This is a genomic window from Geothrix sp., from assembly GCF_030219325.1.
In the GTDB taxonomy this organism is placed as follows: Bacteria; Acidobacteriota; Holophagae; order Holophagales; family Holophagaceae; genus Geothrix.
The window spans coordinates 250727-270463 of sequence record NZ_CP126625.1; the positions used below are offsets into that span (position 1 = coordinate 250727).

At 67.8% G+C, this 19737-nt stretch carries 20 protein-coding genes; 18 read left to right on the plus strand and 2 right to left on the minus strand.

The annotated features are described in order from the left end of the window. Positions 1–17 precede the first annotated feature (17 nt). The 12 genes from dps (at position 18) to QOZ81_RS01135 (ending at position 9334) form a co-directional block, all read left to right on the plus strand. Positions 18–509 carry a DNA starvation/stationary phase protection protein Dps gene (dps, locus tag QOZ81_RS01080; RefSeq protein WP_291202896.1) on the plus strand — a complete coding sequence of 164 codons (492 nt, stop codon included), beginning with the start codon at positions 18–20 and terminating at the stop codon, positions 507–509. Positions 510–531: 22 nt separating this feature from the next. Beyond that, positions 532–921: a hypothetical protein gene (locus QOZ81_RS01085; RefSeq protein WP_291202893.1), complete on the plus strand. Its 390-nt coding sequence runs from the start codon at positions 532–534 to the stop codon at positions 919–921. A gap of 10 nt (positions 922–931) precedes the next feature. Beyond that, on the plus strand, positions 932–1207 hold the full coding sequence (locus QOZ81_RS01090) for a YtxH domain-containing protein (protein WP_291202890.1): 276 nt from the start codon (positions 932–934) through the stop codon (positions 1205–1207). 125 nt (positions 1208–1332) lie between these two features. After that, the gene (locus QOZ81_RS01095) at positions 1333–2835 is read left to right on the plus strand and encodes an OmpA family protein (RefSeq protein WP_291202887.1); all 1503 of its coding nucleotides are present in this window, start codon (positions 1333–1335) and stop codon (positions 2833–2835) included. A gap of 94 nt (positions 2836–2929) precedes the next feature. Next, entirely contained in the window at positions 2930–3205 is a 276-nt protein-coding gene (locus tag QOZ81_RS01100; RefSeq protein ID WP_291202884.1) for a YtxH domain-containing protein, read from the plus strand. A gap of 83 nt (positions 3206–3288) precedes the next feature. Continuing rightward, positions 3289–4119: an alpha/beta fold hydrolase gene (locus QOZ81_RS01105; protein ID WP_291202881.1), complete on the plus strand. Its 831-nt coding sequence runs from the start codon at positions 3289–3291 to the stop codon at positions 4117–4119. Further along, positions 4116–4658: a general stress protein gene (locus QOZ81_RS01110; protein ID WP_291202879.1), complete on the plus strand. Its 543-nt coding sequence runs from the start codon at positions 4116–4118 to the stop codon at positions 4656–4658. Before QOZ81_RS01105 ends, QOZ81_RS01110 begins: the two co-directional genes overlap by 4 nt. A 67-nt stretch (positions 4659–4725) precedes the next feature. Beyond that, positions 4726–5769 (plus strand): zinc-dependent alcohol dehydrogenase family protein, encoded by a 1044-nt coding sequence (locus QOZ81_RS01115; RefSeq protein WP_291202876.1) that lies wholly within the window; start codon positions 4726–4728, stop codon positions 5767–5769. Between the two features lie 67 nt (positions 5770–5836). Next, positions 5837–6394, plus strand: coding sequence for a DUF1003 domain-containing protein (locus QOZ81_RS01120; RefSeq protein ID WP_291202873.1), 558 nt, complete (start codon positions 5837–5839; stop codon positions 6392–6394). Then, positions 6391–7797 (plus strand): cardiolipin synthase, encoded by a 1407-nt coding sequence (cls, locus tag QOZ81_RS01125; RefSeq protein WP_291202870.1) that lies wholly within the window; start codon positions 6391–6393, stop codon positions 7795–7797. Before QOZ81_RS01120 ends, cls begins: the two co-directional genes overlap by 4 nt. Before the next feature lie 209 nt (positions 7798–8006). Further along, positions 8007–8759: a hypothetical protein gene (locus tag QOZ81_RS01130; RefSeq protein ID WP_291202867.1), complete on the plus strand. Its 753-nt coding sequence runs from the start codon at positions 8007–8009 to the stop codon at positions 8757–8759. A 122-nt stretch (positions 8760–8881) separates the two neighbouring features. Further along, positions 8882–9334 carry a hypothetical protein gene (locus QOZ81_RS01135; protein WP_291202864.1) on the plus strand — a complete coding sequence of 151 codons (453 nt, stop codon included), beginning with the start codon at positions 8882–8884 and terminating at the stop codon, positions 9332–9334. An 18-nt stretch (positions 9335–9352) separates the two neighbouring features. Here QOZ81_RS01135 and QOZ81_RS01140 read toward each other — a convergent pair whose 3' ends face one another. After that, complete coding sequence (locus QOZ81_RS01140) at positions 9353–9790, minus strand: helix-turn-helix domain-containing protein (protein WP_291202861.1); 438 nt, start codon at positions 9788–9790, stop codon at positions 9353–9355. Positions 9791–10135: 345 nt separating this feature from the next. Here QOZ81_RS01140 and QOZ81_RS01145 point away from each other — a divergent pair, with 345 nt between their 5' ends. The 4 genes from QOZ81_RS01145 (at position 10136) to trhA (ending at position 16664) form a co-directional block, all read left to right on the plus strand. Further along, entirely contained in the window at positions 10136–12727 is a 2592-nt protein-coding gene (locus tag QOZ81_RS01145) for a response regulator (RefSeq protein WP_291202858.1), read from the plus strand. Positions 12728–12840: 113 nt separating this feature from the next. After that, complete coding sequence (locus QOZ81_RS01150) at positions 12841–15165, plus strand: response regulator (protein WP_291202855.1); 2325 nt, start codon at positions 12841–12843, stop codon at positions 15163–15165. 78 nt (positions 15166–15243) lie between these two features. Beyond that, a complete protein-coding gene (locus QOZ81_RS01155; RefSeq protein ID WP_291202852.1) occupies positions 15244–15723 on the plus strand; it encodes a methylglyoxal synthase in 480 nt (159 codons plus the stop codon). Positions 15724–15998: 275 nt separating this feature from the next. Then, entirely contained in the window at positions 15999–16664 is a 666-nt protein-coding gene (gene trhA, locus QOZ81_RS01160) for a PAQR family membrane homeostasis protein TrhA (protein WP_291202849.1), read from the plus strand. An 18-nt stretch (positions 16665–16682) separates the two neighbouring features. Here trhA and QOZ81_RS01165 read toward each other — a convergent pair whose 3' ends face one another. Beyond that, positions 16683–17057 carry a L,D-transpeptidase family protein gene (locus QOZ81_RS01165; RefSeq protein ID WP_291202847.1) on the minus strand — a complete coding sequence of 125 codons (375 nt, stop codon included), beginning with the start codon at positions 17055–17057 and terminating at the stop codon, positions 16683–16685. A gap of 312 nt (positions 17058–17369) precedes the next feature. Here QOZ81_RS01165 and QOZ81_RS01170 point away from each other — a divergent pair, with 312 nt between their 5' ends. Further along, positions 17370–18791, plus strand: coding sequence for an alanine/glycine:cation symporter family protein (locus tag QOZ81_RS01170; protein WP_291202845.1), 1422 nt, complete (start codon positions 17370–17372; stop codon positions 18789–18791). Next, positions 18788–19720 carry an ion channel gene (locus QOZ81_RS01175; RefSeq protein ID WP_291202842.1) on the plus strand — a complete coding sequence of 311 codons (933 nt, stop codon included), beginning with the start codon at positions 18788–18790 and terminating at the stop codon, positions 19718–19720. Before QOZ81_RS01170 ends, QOZ81_RS01175 begins: the two co-directional genes overlap by 4 nt. Positions 19721–19737: the final 17 nt, after the last annotated feature.

Here is a 19737-nt window from a genome sequence, read left to right on the forward strand (position 1 = left end):
CCCCCTAGGAGTCAGACATGAGCAAGCACCCCGCGCTCCTCGAGCATGAGCTGTTCAACGAGAAAACCACCATCGAGCTGGTGGCCCTGCTGAACCAGTCGCTCGCGGACACCCTCGACCTGGCCTACCAGACCAAGCAGGCCCACTGGAACGTGAAGGGGCCGAACTTCTATGGTCTGCACCTCCTCTTCGACCAGCTCTACATCCAGCTGGGCACCACCGTGGACGACATGGCCGAACGGGCCGTGGCTCTGGGTGGCCAGGCCCTGGGCACCATCCGCGCCGCTGGGAGCGCCTCCCATCTGGAGGAGTACCCCCTGGATGCCAAGCAGAGCATGGTCCACGTGAACGCGCTCATCGACCGCTACAGCGACTACACCAGCCGGGTCCGTCATGCCATCCGGAAGGCCGAGAAGCTCGGCGACCAGGACACGGCGGACCTCTACACCTCGGTGAGCCGCGCCATGGACAAGGCGCTGTGGATGCTGACGGCCAGCCAGGACGCCTGAGCCCACCCTTCTGGAGCCCGCCATGCCCATCGCCCTCGAGATCACCCTCATCCTCGTCCTGATCGCCCTGGCTGTCGGCCTGGTGCCCCTGCTCCATCAGCTCCGCCGGACGGCCCAGAGCCTGGACCTCTTCCTGCTCTCCACCCGGAAGGACCTGACCCAGATCGCCGAAGACGTGCATGCTTCCCGGCTGCGCATGGACCACCTGGCGGGCTCCCTGGCGGGCTCCCTGGGCGAACTGTCGGTCTTCGCCAAGTCGGTCGGAGAGATCGGCACCACCGTCTCGGAATGGCACGCGCGCTTTCGAAACACCATTGACTCCGCCTCCCGCAACTTCGGGGGCGTCATCGGAGGGATCAGCGCCGTGCTGGCCTTCTTCAAGAGCAGGCCCACCCCCCAAGAACCTGAATAGGACGCCCACCATGAGCGAACCCAAGACCTCCTCCTACGGCACCACCCTCCTGACCTTCCTCGCCGGCGCCGCCGTCGGCGCGGTGGTCGTGGCCCTCACCACGCCCAAGACCGGCCCCGAACTCCGCGGCAACCTGAAGGACCTCTCCCTCCGCGCCAAGCGCCGGGCCGGGGAGTTCGCCGACGACGCGAGCGACACCTGGGACGACCTGAAGGGCCGCACCGCCCTCGCCGCAGCCGATCTCAAGCGCGGCATGACCGACGCCGCGAACGACCTGCGCGGCTGAGGCCCTGACGGGCGAAGGCCCGGCCTCCGAACTCGATTTCCGCCCACTGCAAAACCAGTTTCCGGCCACCTCCGTCCAGTCCAGGCGGGGTGGCTGCCTTCCCATGGACCCTGGAAAGGAACAGCATGCACCTCTGGAAAATGATCCCCTTCATGACGGCCCTCCTGGCGGCCCAGGCCGGCACCCCGTCCACCCTTCTCACCGCCAATCCCAACCTGGTCGCCACGCCCCAGGCCCCGGCAGCCACCGTTCCCCTGTACCGGGTGACGGTGGTGCAGGGCTCGGCCAAGGCCATCAACTACCGGAACCTGAAGCGTTCCACCGAGATCGACCTGCTGGGCACGGTCCTGGTCGCGAACGCCTCGGGAGAGGCCCGGGTGAAGAGCGAGGGCGGCGCCATCCAGATCACCGCGACGTTCAAGAACCTGCCCCCGGCCTCCTCCTTTGGCGGGGAGTTCCTGACCTACGTCCTCTGGGGCGTGTCGCCTGAAGGGCGGGCCACCAACCTGGGCGAGGTCCTCCTCGAGCAAGGGCACGGCAAGGTGAAGGTGACGGAAAAGCTCCAGACCTTCGGTCTGGTCGTGACCGCCGAACCCTACTTCGCCGTCACCCAGCCGAGCGACGTGGTGGTCATGGAGAACGCGATCCGCAAGGGTTCCGTGGAGCAGTTCGAGTTCATCGACGCCAAGTACGAACTGCTGAAGCGGGGCCAGTACACCCTGAACCTGGATGCCCTGGCGCCCCTGGCGATGGATGACACGACGCCCTTCGCCGTCTTCCAGGCCCGCAACGCGGTCCGGATCGCCCGGGCCTCGGGCGCCAAGTTCTACGCTCCGGAGGCCTATGGCAAGGCGATCGGCTACCTGGTGGAGGCCGAGACCAAGGACGGCTCGAAGAAGGCTCGGATCATCTCCGCCAGGGAGGCGGTCCAGAGGGCCGAGGATGCGCGCCTGATCGCCATCCAGAAGCAGGGCGTCGAGGTCGCCGCCATGGAGCGGAAGACGGCCCAGGACAAGCTGGATGCCGCCAACCAGCAGACCGCCCAGGCCACGGCCGCCGGCGATTCGGCCCGCAAGGAGAACAAGATGGCCGAGCTTGAGAATCGCACCCTGCGGGCCACGAACGAGGGCCTGTGGACCGCCAACAAGGGGCTGGAGTCCAAGAACGATGGCCTGCAGACCAAGAACGAGGGGCTGAGAAACCAGTTGATGGTGGAGCTCAATGCCGTCCTCCAGACCCGTGCCACGGTCCGGGGCCTCATCGTGAACATGTCCGGCGTGCTGTTCGAGAATGGGAAGGCATCGCTGCTGCCCACCGCCCGGGAGAAACTCGCCAAGATCGCCGGCATCCTCTCCACCCACAAGGGGCTGAAGATCGAGGCTGAGGGCTTCACGGACAGCAAGGGCAGCAATGCCTCCAATCAGGTCCTGTCCGAAAAGCGAGCCCAGAACACGAGGGATTACCTCGTGCAGCAGGGGGTCGCCTCGGATGCCATCAGCTTCAAGGGCTTCGGTGAGAGCCATCCCATCGCCACCAATGAAACGGCAGCCGGGCGCCAGGAGAACCGGCGCGTCGAGCTGGTGGTTTCGGGCGAGGGCCTCTCGGCCACCAAGGCCGCCGGCCTCTGAAGCGGGCCCCGGGGGGGCCAAATGGCCCCCCCGGGTTTCACCCCTGGCGCAAATGGCCAGGCCCACCATCCGCACGCCTTCCGGAGCCTTTCACATGAGCCAGAACCAAACCCCATTCCCACTCCCATCCCTGATCACCTTTCTGATGGGTGCCGCCATCGGCGCCGTCGTGGTGGCCCTCACCACGCCCAAGTCAGGTCCCCGCCTCCGGAAGGACCTGAAGGACCTGGCGCGCCGTGGCAGGGAGCGCGCCCATCGGGCCATCGAGGGCTTTCGCGGTCATGGCCCACGGTCCCGCCGGACCTATGTCTGGCACACTCCCGACGCCAAGGGTGACCACCCGATTTCCGTGAACGATCTGCCCGGCTGAGCCGGATGCGAATCACCTTGCGCCCTGGAATCCGAAAGCACGAAAGGGGAGTCATGATGATGGCCCTGGTTCATGGACAACGAATGGCCTACACGGATGAGGGAAAGGGATCGCCGATTCTCTTCGTCCACGGCTTTCCCTTGAATGGGGATGCCTGGTCCCGGCAGTTGGATACCTTCAAGGCCACGAACCGGGTGCTCACGCCGGATCTGCCCGGGTTCGGCGCCAGTGCGCCAGCGGCTGGCCCTGCCACCATGGCCCGGTACGCCGAGGATCTGTTCACGCTGTGTCAGCACCTGGAGACGGGTCCGGTCGTCATGGTGGGCCACTCCATGGGAGGCTACATCGCCCTGGCCTTCGCCAGGGCCTATCCCCTCTTCCTCCGGGGCCTGGTGCTGGTGGGCACGAGGGCCGGAGGGGATCAGCCCGACGTGGCCGAGGCCCGGCGCGAGACGGCGACGAAGGTCCGGAACGGCGGCTTCGAGGCTGTCGTGAAGGGTCTGATTCCGAAGATGCTCTCGGAGACCCCTTCGAACCTAGGCATGGTCCAAGCCGTGCGCGACATCATGTGGGCGTCCAGTCCCCATGGTGTGAGCAGTGCCCTCCTGGCCCTGGCGGATCGGCCGGATCAGCGGGGCCATCTCGACGAACTCAGGATGCCGACCCTGGTGGTGACCGGGGCCGAGGACATGCTCATCCCGCCCGGCGAATCCGCGGAGCTGGCTCGGGGCATCCGTGGGGCCGAGCTGATCGTGATTCCCAAGGCTGGCCACCTCGTGGCCTATGAGCAGCCCTTGGCCTTCAACGAAGCTCTGGGAGCCTGGTTGGGGGCCCTCCAAGCCCATGGCCTGGGTCAGTCTCCGGCCAGTCTGGTTGGGTCACCCCAGGCCCCATCCCAAGGAGTTCAACCATGAATGAACGCCACGCAGTGGTCGGCGTGTTCCTCTCCCACCTGGAGGCCGAAGGCAGCATCAAGGAACTCCAGCTGGCGGGGTACGACATGAAAAAGCTCTCCATCGTGGGAAAGGATTTCCACACGGAGGAACACGTCATCGGCTACTACAACGCCGGGGACCGCATGAAGGTATGGGGCAAGCTCGGCGCCTTCTGGGGGGGCTTCTGGGGTTTGCTGTTCGGATCCGCCATCTTCGTGGTGCCCGGCCTGGGGTCCCTGGTGGTCTTCGGGCCATTGGTGAGCTGGATCGTGGGCGCTCTGGAAGGCGCCCTCACGGCCGGCGGGCTGGGTGTGCTGGCTGCGGCCCTCTACAGCCTGGGCATCCCCAAGGACAGCTGTCTGCAATACGAGACCGCCGTCAGTTCCAACCGCTTCCTGGTGATCACTCACGGCACCCATGAAGAAGCCGCCAAGGCCAGGGGCATCCTCGAGCAGGCTGGTGCGGCACATATCGGCGTCCATGCGGAGTCCTGCCGGGAACTCGTCAGCTTCACCTAGCTCTTCATTAGCACCACCCGGCCGCTCCATTCGCGATCCGCCGCCGGGCTCGAAAAGAGGTTCCACCATGCAAGCCCTTGTCTATCACGGTCCTGGGATTAAGGCATTAGAGGAACGGCCGGATCCTATCCTCAAGGACGCCACGGATGCCATCGTCCGGATCACCAAAACGACCATCTGCGGCACAGACCTGCACATCATGAAGGGCGATGTCCCCACGGTGACTGCTGGACGGATTCTCGGGCACGAGGGGGTCGGCATCGTCGAACAGGTGGGTGGGAGCGTCTCGAATGTCGCGATTGGGGATCATGTCCTGATCTCGTGCATCTCCTCCTGCGGGAGGTGCTCCAACTGCAAGGCGGGCATGTACTCCCACTGCGAGAATGGCGGTGGCTGGATCCTGGGCAACCTCATCGACGGCACTCAGGCCGAGCTGGTCCGGATCCCCTTCGCCGACCACAGCCTGTACCCCATTCCGTCGGGAACGGACGAGGAGGCGCTCGTCATGTTGAGCGACATCCTTCCCACAGGGTTCGAATGCGGCGTCCTCAGCGGGGCCATCAGGCCCGGAGATTCCGTGGCCATCGTCGGGGGGGGGCCCATCGGGCTGGCCACGCTCCTGACGGCGCGCTTCTATTCGCCCGCGGAGGTCATCGTGGTCGACGTGGATGACAACCGCCTCGAGGTGGCGAAGACATTCGGTGCCACCTGGGTCGTGAACAACAGCGATGGTCAGGCCGTGGAGCGCGTCATGGCGCTGACCGGGAACCGGGGCGTGGACGTGGCCATCGAGGCCATCGGCCAGGCTGCGGCCTTCGACATCTGCCAGGCCATCGTGACGGCAGGCGGGCACATTGCCAACATCGGCGTCCATGGCAAGCCCGTCCAGCTGAACCTGGACAAGCTCTGGTCGCACAACATCACCCTGACCACCCGGCTGGTGGACACCGTCTCCACCCGCATGCTCATGAAGTCGGTGGTCGCCGGGAAGCTGCAGCCGGCGCGGCTGATCACCCACCGGTTCGCCTTGACCGAGGTCATGAAGGCCTACGATACCTTCGGCCAGGCCAAGGAGGAGCGGGCTCTGAAGGTGATCCTGACCAATGAGTAAAATCCGTCCCAACACTCCGGCAACTGCCACCCACGGTGGGCGACCAGGGCCGCTGAAGGAAGGCTCTGTGAACCCCTCTGGCGAGTTGGCCTCAAAGTATCTGGGCATTCCCTTCGAGAGCCTGGATGAGCAAGCCCAGCGGGTTGCACGGCACGTGGCGGAGGGCCGGCACATCGCCCGGAACGTCACGAAGGCCTACGATGAGGGGACGACCTTCGGCCAGCGTGCTGCGGATGTGGTCGCGAGCTTCGGCGGCTCATGGACCTTCGTGGGGCTTTTCGCGGCGGTCATGCTCATTTGGGTTGGGCTCAATGCCTTCCTGCTGACAAGCCGGGGCCGAACCTTCGACCCCTACCCGTTCATTCTGCTGAATCTGTTCCTGTCGATGCTGGCTGCCATCCAGGCGCCGGTCATCCTCATGTCCCAGAACCGCCACTCGGAGCGGGATCGGCTCAATGCCGAGCATGACTACGAGGTCAACCTCAAGGCCGAGCTCGACATCATGCTGCTGCACGAGAAGATGGATCTGCTGCGGGAGAAGCAGTGGGAGGAACTGCTGGTGATCCAGAAGGAGCAGCTGGCGATCCTGTCCACCTTGATCCAGAAGAAGACCCTCTCGCCATGAGCCCCGACTCCAGCCTCTGCGGTCAGGAGGAGCGGCAGCTCCAGCCCCCATGGTACTGGATCCTGGCGTTCTGTCTGCTCTGCTCGGCTTGTGCGCGGCTGCCGGATCTGAAGTATCTGAAGGAGCCGCTCAACACCCCCACGACTCCGAGGGTGGTGGATGGTCGGGGCCCGCTGAGCGAGCCTGAGGCGGCCTCCCTGCTCACCCGCCGGCTGGGCCGCGCCAAGGTCGATGCCAAGTACCTCGCGGGCCTGGAGGAAGCCGCCACGGGTCGCCCCCTCATCGCGGGCAACCAGGTGACGCTGCTCTTCGACGGCCCCGTGACCATCGCGGCCATGATGGCGGCCGTCTCGGCGGCCCGGGACTCCATCAACCTGGAAACCTACCTCTTCGATCAGGACCCCCTGGGCATGAGGTTCGCCGACTTGCTCATCGCCAAGCAGAAAGAGGGCGTCCAGGTGAGCATCATCTACGACTGCGTGGGGACGCTCGGCACGCCGCAGGCATTCTTCGACCGCATGCAGGAGGCCGGCATCCGGCTCCTGCCCTTCCAGCCCGTGAGCCCGCACCACAAGCTCCTGGGATGGCGCATCAACAACCGCGATCACCGGAAGGTCCTCGTCGTGGATGGCAGGGTGGCCTTCACGGGAGGGGTCAACATCACCGCAAGCTACGCGCGAAGCTCGCTGTTCCGCTCCGCCCGCAAGGCCAAGGCCGTGGGGTGGCGGGATACCCACGTCCAGATCGAGGGGCCCGCCGTGGCCGCCCTCCAGTGGATGTTCCTGGACAACTGGGCCAGCCAGAATGAGGGCAGTCTGCCGGAGCGTGACTTCTTTCCCACCCTTGCCCCGGCAGGCGACAAGGTCGTGCGGGTGCTCCGCAGCCAGCCGGGAAGCAACCACGAGATCTTCAAGGCCTATTTCGTGGCCATCCAGGGAGCCAGGACCTCGATCCACATTGCCTCGGCCTATTTCGTGCCGGACGTGCAGATCTCGAAGGCCCTGCAGGCGGCGGCGCGGCGGGGCATCGACGTGAAGGTCCTCCTGCCCGGCGTCTCCGACAGCTGGCTGACCACCTATGGCTCGCACTCGTTCTACCAGGACATGCTGGATGCTGGCGTGAGGATCTACGAGCTGAAGACCTCCGTCCTGCACGCCAAGACCGCCGTCATCGATGGCTCCTGGTCCACGGTGGGCTCCACCAACCTGGACACCCGCAGCTTCCTCCACAACAAGGAGGTGAACGTGGTGATCCTGGGCGACGCCTTCGGTCGGGAGATGGAGGATGCCTTCCAGGATGACTTGAAGGATTCCAGGGAGATCACGCCGGGGACGTGGCAGCAACGGCCCTACCTTCAGCGGCTCAAGGAGTGGTGCGCACGGCTGGCATCCTACTGGCTCTGAGCGGCGGCAGCCTGGTCCCATCGAATTGACGGGAGAGGTCCCTCGGCATGATGGGCCTGCCTGGGCCATTTCCCGCATCGCCCATGGCAAGTCCAAGGAACCAGTCATCTTCTGGCCTGGCACGGAATCCGCTGCCTTACGGGTCCTGCTGGCGACCGCCCCCGTGGAGGGTCTGCAGATCAGCGCAGGCACCCACCGGGAGCGACGACATGGCATCCATCGGACTCATCAACCTCGGCATCCTGCCCCTGCTCTTGGAGGCCATGACGCCCGCCTATGCGCAGCATGACCAGCGCGAGCAGGACTCGAGAAAGCAGCAGCAGGAGCAGGAGACCAAGGCGAAAAAACCCCAGCCATCCCGACCGGAGCGGGAGGAGAAGCCGCAGCACGAGGCCAGGCCCCAAGGCCAACCGCGGCAGGAGCGGCCCGATCATCCGGAGAAACCTCAGCCACGCCCTGAAGTCAGGCCGGAGGGCCAGCCTCGGCAAGACCGCGCCACCCGCCGGGAACCGCCGCAGCAGCGACCCGAGCCCAGGTTTGAACGACAGCCGCCCCCCGCCCAGGTGCCCCGGCCCACGCCGCGTACCCCGCAGGCGCAGGCAGGCCAGCATCAAACGGCCTGGCCAGCCCGCCGCGCGCGGGACTGGAAGACGGAGCATCGAACCTGGCAGGATCGGGGCGGCTACCGTGGCTACCGCATTCCCGAGGCCCGGTTTCAGGGGTACTTCGGGGCCAGCCACGGGTTCCGGATGTTCCGCTTCCCCTTGATCGTCGTGGGCGGCTACCCCCGATTCCAGTACAGCGGCCTGTGGTTCAGCGTCATGGACCCCTGGCCCGAGTACTGGTCCGACACCTGGTACGGGGACGACGATCTCTACATCGAGTACTGGGGTGGCGGCTACTACCTGCTCAACCGGAGACACCCCATGGATCGCATCGCCATCACCGTCCTGGCCGGCTAGGCCTCGGCGGCGCCGCTCTCGGTGACCGTCCTTGCAAACGACAGCACCGTAGGCCCGAACTGGTTGCCGGCATGACCGAAGCGCGGCAGCTGCACCAACCCATCCCGGTCGAGGAGATCTGCATGCAAAAGACATTGGCTAGATTGGTTCTACCCGCCGTGCTGGCGGTGCTGAGTGCCGCGCCTGCGGCGGCCCAGGTCCGGATCGGCGTGGAGCTCCCATCGATCCACATCCGCATCGCGCCGGACGCCCCGCCGCCGCCCCAGGTGGAGGTCCGGATGCACCGTCCCAGCCGGGACCATCGGTGGATCGCCGGGTACTGGGATCGCCAGGATGACCGCTGGGCCTGGGCCCCGGGACGCTGGGAACAGCCCTCCCGCCGTGGCTCGAGCTGGATCGCGGCACGCTATCAGCGCGAGGGCGGGGCCTATCGGTATGAACCGGGGCACTGGTCCCACGAGAAAATGGTCGAGGGGGACGACTACACCCGCTGGCATCGGGACCACGGTCGCGGGCCGGAGAGACATGGCGACCGGGATAGGGACCATGAGCGGGACGATCACCGCCGGGATTGATGAATCCAGAGCGTGAACCTACTGGGGGGTCGCCAGGGCCTCGAGCCGGACCTTGACCTGCCGCTTGCCGATGCCCCTCAGGGCGGCGATGGCGGCCAGCTGCGACCGGCGGGGCCGGGACTTTTCGGCCTCCCAGTTGTAGACCGTCTGGGCCGAGACGCCCAGGAGCAGGCCCATGTCCGCCGCGGAGAGCCCCAGCTTCTCCCGCTGCCGGGCCAGGCGCTTCGCGCTGAACCGGATCCGGGTGGCATCCTCGGGGGTCTCCACTGGCGCGGCGGCACGCTTCTTCTCGCCCCGGGCCAGGCCCTTCTCAAGCACCAAGATCCTGCGCTTCAGGGCCGCGATCTCAGTGCGATGGGCGGCCGCCGCCTTCTTGAGTCCTTCCGTGGCCGTCCGCAGCTCCTTGCGCGCCAGCCGGACGACCTCTTCCTTCAGCACGGATGCAATGTTCGGCATGTGTCCTCCCCGGCGTCGAGGCCCTGATGGACCGGCCCTTTCTTGATAATAGGGGAGTTGTCGGGGCCGGGGCCCAATTACCAGTTCAAAAGCAATCTTATAACTTTGGCGACCGGGCCTCCGGCCCCGTCAGACCGGTCCGGATCAGGGGTGGAGGGGGGTCGCCCGAGCCTGCAGCTGCTTGATAACTGCAATGAATGTTTGATGTGTGGTTGAACCGGTGGGCGGGGCGGAGCGGTCCGGCCCCGGGATTCGTGATCTTCGGCCGAGGGTGGTCCTGCAACAGTTATCCAGCAGGAGAAACTTCGGAAGGCGTTCGACGATTTTCGGGGGAAGGACCCACGCATGCGCAGCGGCACCCGGTCAGCCATGATCAGTGGGCTCCTCGCCCTCCTCCTGATGGTCCTCCCCTGCGCGCTGGGGGCCGGGACCCGGCAGGTCCGGGTGGCGGTCTTCCCGCACAAGCCGGCCACCTTCCAGGACGCCGGGGGCCAGGTCCGGGGCTTCTACATCGACATGATCGAGGAGGTCGGCCGGGCCAAGGGCTGGGATATCCGCTACGTTCCGGGCTCCTTCGCCGAAGGACTGGAGCGGGCCCGCCGCGGCGAGGTGGACCTGGCCACGAGCGTGGCCTACACGGAGGAGCGGGCCCAGTACCTCGACTATGGGCGGGAGGTCACCCTCACGGTCTGGAGCCTCCTCTACGCGAATCCGAAGGTGCCGATCCAGAGTGTCTTCGACGTGCGCGGACGCCGGGTGGCGGTGATGAAGTCCGACGTGAATGGTCAGCACTTCATGGACCTCTGCAATCGGTTCGAGATCCAGGTGGACTTCGTGGTGGTGCCCTCCTTCGAGGACGTCCTGCTCACCGTGGCGGCCGGCGCCGCCGACGCCGGCGTGACCACCAGCATCTTCGGGTATTCGCGCGAAGGGGACTTCCGGGTCGTGCGCACGCCGGTGGTCTTCAACCCCTTCCCCACCTATTTCGCCACCACCAAGGGCCGCAACGCCGACCTGCTCCAGGCCCTCGACGCCTACCTCGCCGATGGCCGGGGCAAGGTTGACTCGGGATACACCCGGGCCATCGACCGGTGGATGCAGTCGGGCGGGGCGGTCCGGGGGCTGCCCCTCTGGCTCCCGCGGGCCGCCCTGGCCCTGGTGGTGCTGCTGGCCCTCACGTCGGGGCTCATGCTCCTCTTCCGGTTCCGGGTGCGCCGGGCCACGGCCGAGGTGCGGGCCCTGAACCAGGAGCTGGAGAAGGAGCTGGCGGAGCGCCGCCGGCGGGAGGACGTGATCCTGAACGTGGCCAGCGGCGTCTCCGCCATGACCGGGGACACCTTTTTCCAGGAGCTGACGCGCTACCTGGCCCAGGCGGCCCATGCGGACGGGGCGATGATCGGCGAGGGCTTCCTGAGGGATGGCGCGGAATGGGTTCGCACCCTGGCCGTGTTCCTCGATGGCGAGACGATCCCCGGCTTCGAGTATCCCCTGGCGGGAACCCCGTGCGCGGCGGTCTATCGCGGTGAGCCGTGCGCCTTCGCCGAAGGCGTCCAGGAGCGCTTCCCGGCCTTCGACCTGCTCAGGAAGCTGGATGCCAGCGCCTACGTGGGGTGCCCCCTCCTGGATGAATCCGGCCGCACTCGCGGCATGCTTGCGGTCGTGAAGCGTCAGCCGGAGGACCACCCGGAGGAGACCGCCTCGCTCCTGCGCATCTTCTCGAGCCGCGCCACGGCGGAGCTGGAGCGCCGCGCGGCGGAGCGGGAGCGGCAGCTCATGGAGCAGCAGATGCAGCACGTGCAGAAGCTGGAGAGCCTCGGCCTGCTGGCCGGAGGCATCGCCCACGACTTCAACAACCTGCTGACCGCTATGCTGGGCCACCTGAACCTCGCCCAGTCCCGGCTCAGCCCCGAATCGCCGGCCCATCCCTCGCTGGGCAACCTGGAGCGGATCATCCACCGCACCTCGGAGCTGACCCGGCAGATGCTCGCCTACTCGGGGAAGGGGCGCTTCCTGGTGCAGAACCGGGACCTGAACCAGGTCATCCGGGAGATGCTCCACCTGCTGGAGGTCTCCATCTCCAAGAAGGTCGCCCTGCGGCTCGGCCTGGCCGGCGCCCCCGTGCCCATCCAGGCCGATGCGGCGCAGATCCAGCAGGTGCTCATGAACCTGGTGACCAATGCGGCGGACGCCATCGGCGACCGGGAAGGCACCATCCGGATCACCACGGCCGTGACGGCCCTGGACCGGGCCTACCTCGACCAGGTGTTCCAGGGCCAGGAGCTGCTGCCCGGCACCTACGCCGTCATGGAGGTGCAGGACACCGGCTGCGGCATGAGTCCCGAAGTGCTGTCCCGCATCTTCGATCCCTTCTTCACCACCAAGCCCTCGGGCCACGGCCTGGGCCTGTCGGCCACGCTCGGCATCCTCCGCGGCCACCATGCGGGCCTGAGGATCTACAGCGAGCCGGGCCGGGGCAGCACCTTCAAGGTCCTCTTCCCGGTCGCCGACGGGGTCGCGGCCGAAGCGGGGCCCGAGGCCACCACCGCGGTATCGCTTCTGGGTCTGCGGGTGCTCGTGGTGGACGACGAGGAGATCCTCCGCGAATCCACCGCCGAGGCCCTGCAATCCCTGGGCGTGGAGGTCATCCTGGCCACGGATGGGCAGGAGGCGGTGGACCGGGTCACCCAGCAGGGGCCCTCCCTGGACCTGGTCTTCATGGACCTGACCATGCCCCGCATGGATGGCCGGGAGGCCTTCCAGCAGATCCGCAGGCTCTGTCCCGGCGTGCCCGTGGTGCTGACCAGCGGCTACAACGAGCAGGAGTCGATCCAGGACTTCATCGGCCGCGGCCTCGCCGGGTTCCTGCAGAAGCCCTACACCCTGAAGGCCCTGGGCGAGACCCTCCAGCGCTGTGCCCGGTCGAGGCCGGAAGCCTAGGCGAAGGGAATCCGGGCCTGCCGGTCCCCTGCCGAAAAGGTCGCCCGGGAGGGGCGGCCGGGGGATACTTTTGGGAATCCATTCCCAGGCCGCCGGGCCCACAGGAAAATGCCATGCCACCACTCGCCATGCGCCAGCAGGTCTGGAGCGGTCACCAGGAGGGACCGCTGTCCCTGGCCCTGGACGCGGCCGGGCTGGCCACCTGGGAGTGGCACCTCCCCAGCGGCGAGGCCCGCTGGAACGCGCGGCACTTCGAACTGCTGGGCTACGAGCCGGGCGAGGTCCAGCCGGGCTACGAGGCCTTGATCGCCCGGGTCCATCCGGCGGACCGGGCGGCGGTGGAGACCCTGCTGGAGCAGGCCCTGGCCCGGGGTTCGGACTACGCCGCCACCTTCAAGGCCCTTCGGCCGGACGGAAGCATCCGCTGGCTGGAGGCCCGAGGGCGCTTCGACCGCGACGCTGCCGGGCAGGCCGAATTCAGCTATGGCGTGGTGCTCGACGTCACGACCGAGCAGCTGCTGCGGGAGAGCGAGGCGCGCTTCCGCATGACCCTCCAGAACGCCCCCATCACGGTCGCCACCCTGGACCGCGACCTTCGCTACACCTGGATCTACAACACCCGCCACGGGTTCAGCCCCGACATGGTGATCGGGCGGCGCCCGGACGAGCTCATCCCTCCCGCCGATGCCGCGGAGCTGATGGACCTGCTGCAGCGGGTGCTCGACACCGGGCAGCCCGAAGTGCGGGAGGTCTCCGGCGAGACCCGGGGCCGGTCCTGGCACTACTCGGACTATGTCGAGCCGGTGCTGGATGCGGCGGGCCGGATCCAGGGCCTGAACGTGGCCATGATCGAGATCACGGAGCGGAAGGAGGCCGAGGCGGCGCTTCGGAATGCCAAGGTCGACCTGGAACGCCGCGTCGAGACCCGGACCGCGGAGCTGGTGGGACTGGCAGCCTCGCTCCAGTCCGAACGGCACCGGCTGTACGACGTCCTCGAGGCGCTTCCGGCCTACGTGGTCCTCATGACGCCGGAACACCGGATCACCTTCGCCAACCGCGACTTCGAACGGCGCTTCGGCAAGCCCCCGGACACCACCTGCCACGCGCACCTCTTCCAGCAGGAGGAGCCCTGCGAGGGGTGCGAGACCATCCGGGTCCTCGAGACCTTGGCCTCCCAGCAGTGCGAGTGGCGCGGACCGGACGGTCACGACTATGAGGTGTCGACTTACCCCTTCGTGGACACGGACGGTTCGAGGCTCATGCTGCGGGTGGGCATCGACATCACCCACCGGAAGCAGGCCGAGGTGGCCCTGCTCCAGCGCACCCGCCAGCTCGCCCACCTGGCGGCTGAGCTGACCATGGCCGAACACCACGAGCGCAAGCGGCTGGCCCAGGTGCTGCACGACGGGCTGCAGCAGCTCCTCGTGGCGGCCAAGTACCGCGTGGGGGCCCTGGAGGGGGCCGGTGACAGCCGGATCCAGGAGGAGGTCCACCACCTGGAGGAGCTGCTCGTCGATTCCATCGAGACGTCCCGCACCCTGACCTACGAGCTCAGCCCGCCCTTTCTCGGGGAGCAGGGCCTGCTGCCCGCCCTGGAGTGGCTGGCGCGGTGGAAGCTGGCCAAGCACGGGCTGCGCGTGGGCCTGCAGGTGGGAAAGGAACTGCCCCCCATCCCGGAGGACCAGACCATCCTCCTCTTCCAGGCGGTGCGCGAGCTGCTGTTCAACGTGGTGAAGCACGCGGGCACCAGGGTGGCCCAGCTCTCCGTGCAGCAGGCCGGGGGCGGCCTTCAGATCATGGTGGCCGACGAGGGCGTGGGCTTCGACCCCGCCCGTCTCCGCGTTGCCGGCGGCGAGTCGGGCGGCTATGGCCTGCTGTCTCTGCACGAGCGCCTTGGCCTGCTGGGCGGCCGCCTGGAGATCCAGAGCAGCGCGGGCCTGGGCAGCCGCTTCACCCTGACCGTGCCCCTCCATCCGGAAGGGGCGGACGGGCCGGGGGTGGCCCAGACCGGAGTGGTCGCCGACCCCCTCGTGAAGGCTGCGGAGCCGCCTGGGGGCGCTGCCCCGCCGCGTCCGATCCGCCTGCTGCTCGTGGATGACCACACCCTGGTCCGCCAGGGGCTGGGCACCCTGCTGCGCCAGGAGCGTGGCATTCAGCTGGTGGGGGAGGCCGCGGGCGGGGAGTCGGCCCTGGACCTGGTGGACCGGCTCCGGCCCGACGCGGTGCTCATGGACATCCAGATGCCCGGCATGAGCGGCATCGAGGCCACCCGGATCATCCATCAGCGCTTCCCGGAGGTGCAGGTCATCGGCCTCTCCATGCACCAGGACGTGGACATGGCCGAGGCCATGCGCTCGGCGGGCGCCGTGGGCTACGTGAGCAAGAGCGATCTCTCCGACACCATCCTCGCGGCGGTCCTTGCCTGCCGCACGACCTGACAGGTTGGACCGGCGTTTTCACCCGGCCTTGACAGCGGCCTCCGCCGCTTTCTGGAAGGATGGAGCAGGAGGCGCGCCGTGAAGCATCAGAAAGTCATCGCCCTGGTCGCCCACGATCACCGCAAGAAGGACCTCATCGAGTGGGTCTCGTGGAACCACGCGATCCTGGCGGAGCACCGGCTCGTCTGCACGGGCACCACCGGGCGGCTGGTAGAGGAGGCCCTGGCCCGGAAGGCGGCCGAGGCGGAGGGCACCTTCCCCGTGCCCCCCATCCGCAAGCTCAAGTCGGGCCCCCTGGGCGGGGATCAGCAGCTGGGCGCGCTCATCGCGGAAGGGAAGATCGACATGGTGATCTTCCTGTGGGACCCCATGCAGCCCCAGCCCCACGACGTGGACGTGAAGGCCCTCCTGCGCATCGCCGTGGTCTACAACATCCCCATGGCCTGCTCCCGCAGCTCGGCGGACTTCATGATCTCGTCGCCCCTCATGACCCGCGTCTACCAGCCGGCCGTGACGGACTACTCGGCCTACATCGGGCGGCAGGTGGAAGGGGACTGAACCCGGTCGATCTGCGCCGGGCGGCCGAGGTTCCCTTCAGCCTTTTGGTCCATTCGTTGTGATGGACACCCCTGTCATTTTGGAGGGTTCACCTCCGGTCCGGGTTGGTTCCGATTTAATAAAGCGCTAAAGAAATAAAGAAATAAACCGCGGAACAGAAAGTGCTTCCTCGTCCTTGATGTTCAAGGACACCAGCCATGATCTGCGAGCGCCTTCCCGTGTGTGCTGAGCCGAGTCCGGCAACCATGGCCGGAGCCGCGCCTCGTGGCAGGCCCATGGATCCTGGCCTGGAACCAAGCCTCCAGCCCCGGTTGAAACCGCGATGGCGAGGCGTGTCCCACCTGCTCGCTGCCTGTGTCGCCACCCCAGCGGTGGTGTTCCTGTGGCTCGGGGCAGGCTCCTGGGCGGCGCGCTGGGGTGCGGCGATCTACGGGTTGAGTCTGGTGACGCTCCTGGCCACCTCCGCCATCTACCACCGGCCCACCTGGGCGCCGCGGGCGAGAGACCTGGTGGGACGCCTGGACCAATCGGCCATCTTCCTGCTCATCGCGGGCACCTACACCCCCTTTGGCCTGCTGCTGGGATCCGGGACCGGCCACCTCCTGTTGGCCCTCGTCTGGGGCGGGGCGCTGGGCGGCGTGATGCTGTCCCTGCTGTGGCCGGCGGCCCCCAAGCCGCTGATGGCGGGGATCTATGTGGCCTTCGGGTGGTCCTTCGCGCTGCTGGTCCCCTCGCTGTTCCGCGCGGCGGGCGTGACGGTGATCGGTCTGATCGTGGCCGGGGCCCTCGCCTACACAGTGGGTGCCCTCATCTATGCGCTCCGGCGGCCCGACCCCTTTCCCCGCACGTTCGGTTACCACGAGATCTTCCATCTCCTGGTGGTGGCTGCGGCGGCGTGTCATTTCGTGGCCGTGACCCTGGCCCTGCCCTCGCTCGGTTGAGGGCGGTCCCGGTTCCAGTCAGTGAGCCTCGATCCGCATCCGATCGCCGGGCCGGGTTCGGGCGAGGATCTCCAGGAAATGGGCCCGGGTGACGGCCACGCAGCCGGCGGTGGGCTCGTAGCCGGGCCGCGCCACGTGGAAGAAGATGGCGCTGCCCAGGCCCGGCACCACGGGGGCATCGTTGTAGCCGAGGGGCACGATGAGGTCGTAGACGTCGTCCTCTCGCCAGAGATTCTCGTGGCTGGGGTCGAAGGGCAGCTTCACGGGGCGGTTGTAGCGGGAATCCCTCGGGTCGTCGCACCAGCCGTCGGCGGGCTGCAAGGCGATGGGCTTCCAGCATTCCGGCAGCAGCGAGCTCTCGACTTTGTCGGGCCGGTAGTGGAGGCCCCGCATGGCGAATGCCCAGAAGGCGTGCGGCCGTCGCCCTCCCGCTTGTCGCACCGGGGGGCCACGCCGGCCCGGGCCACGGCGCATGGATAGGCCCTGCCACCCACCCTCAGCACCCAGGTGCGGTTCGCGGCCTTCCGCACCCGCAGGGGCTCCCGGGCATGGATGAGCCCCAGGGCCAGGGCGGTCAGCGCCAAGGCGGCGAACCGGCGGAGGGGGGCACGGGGCCTCCTGGGCAGGGGAACGTGGGAATCGTTCCATCCTAGTCACATCGAATGCTTCGTCCATCTGGCCGCCCGGGTCCCGTAGGATCTGTCCATGCCCCTCCTCTCCGATCTGATCCAGCGCGCGGCCGACCGGCTCTTCATGCCCTGGGTGCTGCTCGTCCTCATGGGCGGCGGCCTCTACCTGACCCTGCGCCTGCGCGTGGTGCAGGTGCGGCGCTTCCGCGAGGCCCTGCGGGTCATGCTGACAGCGCGGCCCCGGGGCGCGGACGGCCCGCTGACGCCCTTCCAGGCCTTCATGACGGCCCTGGGGGCCTCCATCGGCACCGGCAACATCGCGGGCGTAGCCACGGCCATCATCTCCGGTGGCCCCGGCGCGCTGTTCTGGATCTGGTGCTACGGCTTCTTCGCCACGGCCATCAAGTTCTGCGAGGCGGTGCTGGGCCTGCGCTTCCGCGTGGCGCGCGGCGACCAGGTGCAGAGCGGGCCCATGTACTACCTGCGTGACGGCCTGAAGTCCCCGGCCCTGGCCTGGCTCTACGCCGCCGCAGCCTGCCTGGGGGCCCTGACCACCACGCCCTTCTCCCAGCCCAACAGCATCGGCGTGGCCCTGAGCCATGTGCTGCCCACCGGCGCGGTGGTGCTGCCCTGGCTGGGCGCCGTGTCGCGGACGTCGCTCTATGTGGGCCTGGCCGTGGGCGTGCTGACCTGGGCGGTCATCATCGGCGGCATCAAGGTCATCGGCCGCGCGGCGGAGAAGCTGGCGCCCCTCAAGGTGGGCCTCTACCTGGCCGGGGGCCTGATCGTGCTCGTGACGTACGCCGCGGCCCTTCCCTCGGTGCTGGCCCTGGTCTTCCGCGAGGCCTTCTCCCTGCATGCCGCCGGCGGCACGGCCGCGGGCCTGGGCGTGATGATGGCCATGCGCTACGGCGTGGCGCGGGGTGTGTACGCCAACGAGGCGGGCTACGGCACCGCGGCGGTGGCCTACGGCACCGCGCAGAGCGATCGGCCCGAACAGCAGGGCCTGCACGCGGTGATGGAGACCTTCATCGTGTCCTGCGTGACCTCCTCCATCAGCGCCCTGACCATCCTCGTGAGCGGCGTGGCGCAGCAGTCCATCGCGGTGATCCGCGCCGGGGGCGAGGGCCTCACCAGCACGGCGGCGGTGGCCGGCGCCTTCAACACGGCGATGCCCACGGTGGGTGGCTGGATCGTGGCCTTCTGCGCCTTCCTCTTCGGCTACACCACCCTCATCGGCTGGGCCTTCTACGGCGAGCAGGCCCTCGAGTACCTGGTCGGCCCCCGGGCCACGAGGGTGTACCGCTGGATCTACTGCCTGCTCATCCCCTTCGGCGCCATCGCCAAGCCCACCGCCGTGTGGGCCTGGGGTGACATGATGAACGCGCTGCAGGTGTTCCCCAACATGATCGGCCTCCTCGGCCTGGCCGGCCTCGCGGCGAAGTACGCGACGCGGCGGGGTGGCGCCGAGTCCAGCGCCGGATTGGAGGCGCCGTGACGCCACTCCCCCGCTTCAACCGCAGCCTCCCCAACGACGACCTGGGCCTGGGCGTCCGCGTGGGCCCGGGGCGCAGCGTCAACAAGGACGGCACCTTCAACGTGCGCCGCGCGGGCCTGCCCTTCTTCCGGGGCTACGAGCTGTACCACCGGCTCATCACCATGGGCGGCTTCCGCTTCCTGGCCCTGCTCTTCCTGGGGTTCCTCGTGGCCAATGCCCTGTTCGCGGCCGTCTACCTGGGCATCGGCATGGACCAGTTCATCCGGACCGGTGGCCACAGCCGCCTGGACCGGCTCATGGACGCCTTCTTCTTCAGCGCCCAGACCCTCACCACCGTGGGGTACGGGCACATCAGCCCCAACAGCCACCTGGTGAGCGCCGTGGCGGCCTTCGAATCCCTGCTGGGGCTCCTGAGCTTCGCCCTGGCCACGGGCCTGCTCTACGGCCGCTTCTCGCGGCCCCATGCCCAGATGCGGTTCAGCCAGCGGGCCGTGGTGGCGCCCTATCGAGGCGGCACTGCCTTCATGTTCCGGTTCGTGAACCGGCGCAGCAACCAGCTCATCGAGGTGGAGGCCACCGTGGTGCTCTCCTGCAACGATCCGGAGACCGGCACCCGCCGCTTCGTCACCCTCTCGCTGGAGCGCAGCAAGATCAACCTCTTCCCCACCAGCTGGACCGTGGTGCATCCCATCGACGAGTCCAGCCCCCTCTCCGGCCTGACGACCGAGGATCTGGAGCGGGCCCAGGCCGAGTTCATCGTCCTCATCAAGGCCTTCGACGACACCTTCGCCCAGACCATCTACCAGCGCACTTCGTACATCGCCGGGGAGATCCTCTGGGGCGCGCGCTTCCAGCCCATGGCCACCCTCGCGGTGGATGGCGTGATGGAGATGGATGTGGAGAAGGTCGATGCGACGGAGGTCGTCTAGAGAGCAGGAAGCACCGG